Source organism: Brevundimonas sp. ZS04 (assembly GCF_001956865.1).
Lineage (GTDB): Bacteria > Pseudomonadota > Alphaproteobacteria > Caulobacterales > Caulobacteraceae > Brevundimonas > Brevundimonas diminuta.
Genome location: NZ_MTHE01000030.1, coordinates 1 through 5958, shown reverse-complemented (window position 1 = coordinate 5958; position 5958 = coordinate 1). Strand labels below are relative to the sequence as shown.

Annotated in this window: 6 protein-coding genes; 2 read left to right on the top strand and 4 right to left on the bottom strand. The window is 68.9% G+C overall.

Annotated elements, in window-relative coordinates; translation table 11 throughout:
• A partial coding sequence (locus BJP32_RS16510) for a hypothetical protein (RefSeq protein WP_076224873.1) occupies nt 1–323 on the bottom strand: 323 nt, incomplete at its 3' end.
• Nucleotides 324–451: 128 nt separating this feature from the next.
• On the opposite strand from BJP32_RS16510, the gene BJP32_RS16505 reads away from it, so the two are divergent.
• Complete coding sequence (locus tag BJP32_RS16505; protein ID WP_046651963.1) at nt 452–1864, top strand: DUF4139 domain-containing protein; 1413 nt, start codon at nt 452–454, stop codon at nt 1862–1864.
• Between the two features lie 4 nt (nt 1865–1868).
• On the top strand, nt 1869–3476 hold the full coding sequence (locus tag BJP32_RS16500; RefSeq protein WP_046651962.1) for a DUF4139 domain-containing protein: 1608 nt from the start codon (nt 1869–1871) through the stop codon (nt 3474–3476).
• 25 nt (nt 3477–3501) lie between these two features.
• On the opposite strand, the gene pth is transcribed toward BJP32_RS16500, so the two are convergent.
• From pth to BJP32_RS16485, 3 genes are all read right to left on the bottom strand, one after another.
• Nucleotides 3502–4107: an aminoacyl-tRNA hydrolase gene (gene pth / locus BJP32_RS16495; RefSeq protein WP_046651961.1), complete on the bottom strand. Its 606-nt coding sequence runs from the start codon at nt 4105–4107 to the stop codon at nt 3502–3504.
• Between the two features lie 120 nt (nt 4108–4227).
• Complete coding sequence (locus BJP32_RS16490; protein WP_003165552.1) at nt 4228–4845, bottom strand: 50S ribosomal protein L25/general stress protein Ctc; 618 nt, start codon at nt 4843–4845, stop codon at nt 4228–4230.
• 150 nt (nt 4846–4995) lie between these two features.
• Nucleotides 4996–5958 (bottom strand): hypothetical protein (locus tag BJP32_RS16485; protein ID WP_076224871.1); only part of this gene is annotated, 963 nt, incomplete at its 5' end.

The window sequence follows — 5958 nt, the reverse complement described above, 5'->3', positions numbered from 1 at the left end:
GCGATGAAGGGGGCGTAGACGACGGCCTGCGTCAGGCGCACGACCGGCGCCGGTTCCGGCGCGGCGGGCGCAGGCAGGGCGGCCAGCAGCGGCATGACGCAGGCGGCGCACTTGGCCCCCATATGCTCCTTGGCCGGGCCGTCGACGCCGCCGGACTGGATGGTCTGAGGACCGTCGGCCGAGCAGATGACGATGGGGTGGCCGGGCGTGGAGGCCGCCAGCGCCGCGAAGGGCATCAGGCTGCCGATCACGATGGCGAACGTCGCGGCCAGGAAGGCCAGCGAGCGCCAGGTCGACCAGTTTTCTGCCTGGGAGCGGGTCACGGGGCAGGGCTTAAACCTTCCCAGACGGGGAAGCTAGACCGGCGAGGGGCGACGCGGCGTCGCGCGCGGCCTCGACAAGATCGCCTTCGCAGTGCAGCGTGACGCTTGGACAGTCATCGAGGACACGCATGATCCGCGCCATCGGACCCTTCGCTCTCGCCCTGCTTCTTGCCGCGCCTGCGGCCGCGCAACAGGTGGAGGAGGGGCCGGGCGGTCCCGATCGCGTCTCCCTGACGGTCTACAACCAGAACATCGCCCTGGTGGAGGACGTGCGGAACCTGAACGTGCCCGCCGGGCGCTCGCGTCAGGAGTTTCCGGGCGTTTCGGCAAGCATCCGGCCCGAGACGGTGGGCCTGTCGGGGCGCGGCCTGTCGGTGGTCGAGCAGAATTTCGACTATGACCTGCTGACGCCGGGCAAGCTGATGGAAAGCGCCGTCGGCAATGAGATCGGCATCGTCCGCACCAACCCCGGATCGGGCGCCCAGTCGACCGAGCGCGCGCGCGTGCTGGCGGCGAATCAGGGCGTGGTTCTGCAGATCGGCGACCGCATCGAGGTGCTGCGCGACGACGGCGTGCCGACGCGCGTCATCTTCGACCGGGTGCCGCAGAACCTGCGCCCGCGCCCGACGCTCAGCGTGACGCTGGACGCCGAGGGGGCTGGCCGTCGCGAGACGACGCTGTCCTATCTGACCAGCGGTCTGACGTGGAAGGCGGACTATGTCGCCCGTTTCGACGAGAAGGCGGGCAAGCTGGACCTGACCGGCTGGGTGACGCTGACCAACAACTCGGGCGCGACCTTCAGCAACGCCCAGACGCGCGTGGTGGCGGGCGACGTCAATCTGATCAATCAGGGCGGCTATAATTCGCGCCCGCCGGTCCGTGTGTCCAATACGCGCGGCAATGGAACCCAGTCGGGCGGTGAGGGCGCGCTGGCCGACGTCTATGTCTATCCTCTGCCCGAGGCCGTGACGGTCGCCAACAACCAGACCAAGCAGGTCGGCCTGATCGACGCGGCGGGCGTGCCCGCGACCAAGCGCTATCTGCGGGTGGTCGACGGCTTCTACAGCGCCGAAGAGCCGATCGCGGCCGAAGTCGGGGTCATCTTCGCCAATGGATCGGGCGACGCGGCGCGCGCCCTGCCTGCGGGCGTGATCCGCGTTTATGTGAAGGATGAGGCGGGCGAGCCGCGCTTCATCGGCGAAAGTCAGGTCGACCACTCGCCCGCCGGGTCAGAGATCGTGGTGACGACGGGCGACGCCTTTGACGTGACGGTGCAACCGCGTCTGGTGTCGTCCGAGCGGGTGTCGAAGCGCCTGGTCGACTATTTCCGCACCCGTTATGCGATGGAATACACCGTCCGCAACGCTCGGCCCGAGCCGGTGACGGTCGAGGTGCGCCAGCGCGGTCTGGGCCGCGACACCGAACTGACGGATCAGAGCATCACGGGCGAGATGCGCGACGCCCGCACCGTCGTCTGGCGCGTGCCCGTGCCCGCCAACGGCGAGACCAAGCTGACCGCGACCATCACCACGGGCGGTTGATCTCATGCGCCGCCTTCTGGCGATCACCACTGCGCTGAGCCTTCTGGCGCCTGCGGTCTGGGCCCAGACGGAGAGCGTGTCCGCGCGTCCTGACGGGGCGACTGTGGTGATCTATCGCGACCGCCCGGTCGATACGGTCGCCCTGATGGAACAGTCGCGCCAGCCGTGGAGCCGGCTGGATCGTCAGGGGCTGGCCCTGATCGTGGAGACGCGCACGGTCGATCTTCCGGCGGGCGAGGGGATCATCCGTTTTCGCGGACTGGCCACCGGCGTGATGCCGCAGAGCGCGGTGCTGGAGGGCCTGCCCGCCCATGTGGTCGAGCGCAACGCCGACTTCGACCTGCTGTCGCCGGCCAGTCTGATGGAGAAGTCGGTGGGCGAGGTGGTGCGCGTCGTTCGCACCAATCCGGCGACCGGCGAACAGGTCGAGAAAGCGGCGGTCATCCGCGCGGGCGCTCAAGGGACTGTGCTGGAGATCGACGGCCGGTTCGAGGCGCTGGATTGCTCGGGCCAGACCGAACGGGTCGTGTTCGACCGTATCCCGGAGGGACTGGGCGACCAGCCGACCCTGTCGGTGCGCACGCGGGCCGAGCGGGCGGGGCGGCATACGGTGACGCTGGCCTATCTGACCACGGGGCTGCAGTGGTCGGCCGACTATGTGGCCCGCCTTAACCCGACGGACGGGACGCTGGACCTGACCGGCTGGCTCACGCTGGCCAATTTCGGCGGCACGGGGTTCCCTGACGCCCCGGTGCAGGTGGTGGCGGGCACGCTGAGGAAGGACGCAGGCACCGTGCCGGTCGAGCCGTTGGTCCGCTATCCGCAGAACCAGTGCTGGCCGCAGGGAACGACGACGTTCGGTTCAGGGCAGTTCGCGGGCTATGGCGGCGCGCCGCCTCCTCCGCCGCCTCCGGCTCCGCCGAGGCCGATGGCGATGGAGGCGGCTGACGTCGTCGTCACCGGCAGCCGCATGGCGCGCGCTCCGAAGCTGGCTGAACAAGGCGAACTGGGCGACTACAAGATCTACACCCTGCCTGAGCCCACGACCGTCGCGGCGCGGCAGACCAAGCAGGTGCGCTTTCTGGAGCGCGAGGGCGTGGCCTATGAGCGGGTCTATCGTGGCGGGGTGCTGAACCCGGATGACGAACCGCAACCCACAGCCATCGTCATGAAACTGCGCAATGAAGAGCGCGCCGGACTGGGCGTGGCCCTGCCGGGCGGTTCAATGGCGGTGATGCAGCCGGACGGGGCGGGCGGCGTGCTGCTGGCCGGTCAGGATCGGTTCGAGGACAAGGGTGTGGGGCTGCCGGTGCGGTTGGCCTTCGGCGAATCGCCGGACGTGCGGGTGCAGACGCGGCTGGTGAAGTCCGGCAGTTCGACGCGCGGCGCCGTCACGACCGAGCGCACCGAGGTTGAGACCACAGTCACCAACGCCCGCTCTGAGCCGGTGACGGTCGAGCTGGTGGCCTCGGCCGCTATGCAGCGCGGTTTCCGTATCCGCAGCCAGTCGGTGCGCAGTCGGGTGGACGACACGGGCTATCCGGTCTGGACGCTGAGCGTGCCGGCGAATGGCGCGGCGACCCTGAAGGCGGCGTGGACAACGACGGATTGATCGACCCTCTCCCAGCGGGAGAGGGTTACTCCCCCTTCGCCGCCTGCCTCGGACTGAACTTGGGAGCAGGAGCCAGGCGCATGACTTCGCCCTGATAACGCTCGTCGTCGCCCGCCACCGCGAAAGGCAGGGCGTCGGCGCAGGCTTGCAGCATGGCGTCCAGCCACGGCTTGTCGGCCTTGTGGAAGTCGCCCAGGACGTGGGCGTGAACCAACTGGGGCTCGCCAGGGTGGCCGATGCCCATGCGGGCGCGGCGGAAGTCGGCGCCCAGGTGGCTGATCAGGCTGCGAATCCCGTTCTGGCCTGCTGCGCCGCCGCCCTTCTTCATGCGGAAGCGGCCGGGAGCCAGGTCGATCTCGTCGTGGAAGACGATGACGTGTTCGGGCTTCACCTTGTAGAAGCGCGCCGCCTCGCCCACGGCGCGGCCGCTCTCGTTCATATAGGTCTGGGGCTTCATCAGCAGAACCTTGGTCCCCTCGACCTCGCCGTCGGCGACGATCGACTGGAACTTGGCGCGCGAGGGACCGAAGCGCCAGCGGCTAGCGATCTCGTCCACGGCCATGAAGCCGATGTTGTGGCGGTTCTTTTCGTATTTGGGGCCGGGATTGCCCAGGCCGGCGATGATGATCATGCGATCCTCATGCCTCGTGCTTCGGGCAAAGAAAAGCCCCGCCAGGCGAACCGGGCGGGGCTGATTTCTGATCCCCTCAGGCAGCCCTGCGCCGCGCGCAGGGCGATAGGGGAGGAAACCTTAGGCTTCTTCGGCTTCGCCTTCGGCGGTGGTGTCGCCGGCGTCCGACTGAGCGGCGGCCGAGTTCTTGATCGCAGCGATCATGAAGTCGCGGTCGGTGATGGTCGGCGCAGCGCCTTCCGGCAGTTGAATGTCCGAGATGCGGATGTTCTCGCCGATCTCGCGGCCCTTCAGGTCGACGACCAGTTCAGCCGGGATACGGTCGGCGCGGACCATGATCTCGACGGTGTGGCGAACCACTTCCAGCATGCCGCCCTGACGGGTGTAGGGTGCTTCGTCGGCGTTGACGAAGGCGACCGGGATTTCGATCTTGATCTCTTCCTTGGCGCCGACGCGCATCAGGTCGAAGTGCAGCGGACGGTCGGAAACCGGATCGAACTGGATGTCCTTGGCGATGACCGGCTGGGTTTCCTTGCCGTACTTCAGGGTCACCAGGTGACCGATCAGCTTGCCGGTGTACAGCGACTTGCGGAACTCACGCTCGTTCACGGAGATGGCCACCGGAGCCTTGTCGCCGCCGTACAGCACGCCGGGGACGGCGCCTTCGCGGCGCGCGGCGCGGGCGCCGCCGGTGCCCACGTTTTCGCGGACATCAACGTTCAGAATGATCTCAGCCATCGGGCTCGCCTTCAATACAAGTAAACGCCTGCGCAGAACCGTGTCCCGCGCGGCGGGGTCATGAACCCTTCGAATTCAAGAGCGCGGGCTATTACACGGAACACGGGGCGGACGCAACCGCCCCGGCTCAGCCCACAGCGATAATCAGCCTCAGCCGTGCGGGGACGCGGTCGGCGAAGACTGGTTCTGCGCCTGGGCCATCGGCGTGGGCGCGCCTGCAGGCGGCACGGCCACGGTGATGGTGGGCATCGGTCCCGTGTACTGCGAGGTGCACTGGGCCAGGTCGCGAACGACGTGACGACCGGCGCAGAAGATGTCCTCATAGTTCGGCTTGGCCGCCGCCAGGCACTGGAACAGCATCAGCTTCGACATGCTGAGGCAGAACTCATTGTTCGATTCGGTCGTCAGGGCGTCGGTGTTCGCCTTGGCGTCCTCGCCCGCCGCGCCCAGGGCCGCCAGGGCCGCGATGGCCAGGGAGTTGACGATGGCGGGCGTGAAGGGCGCGCCGCGCTGGGCGGCGGTCAGGTTCAGGCCCGAGCCGCTGTTGGCGGCGGCGAACAGGCGGGCGCTGTCCTCGGCCGAGGGCAGGCGCGGCACGGCCGACAGGGATTTGGCGCCTTCCAGGCGGCCGTTGCGGTCGGCGACGGGCTGGGTGGCCCAGCGGCGGCGCGGGTCGCTGCGTCCCTGGATGGTGTAGGCGTCCGTCTCCACCGCTTCGGCAAGGGCGGTCATGGTCGCCGCGTCCTGGCCCATGGTGCTGGCGATCAGGCCGGCGGCGGCTTCCGCGCCGGGCAGGGTGGCGGCGTAGGCCGGGTCGGCGACGATTCGCGACACCATCTGCTGACGCTGGGCCGGGTCGGAGGCGAACTGGCGCACGCCGGCGACGTATTCAGGGGATTGCAGGGCCAGGATGGCGCCGTAGGCGATCATGCCGCGCGACAGCTGGCCGGCCTCGACGGCGGCGCCCTTGCGGACGGCGGCCTGGATGGATTCGGCGTCAGGGAAGCCGGCCTGGATCGACCCGACTTCGCGCACGAAGGCGACATAGACCGAGGCGGCCTCGGCCACGCTCTGGTTCAGCGCCAGGGCAGGGGGCGGCGGCGGGGGCGGCGC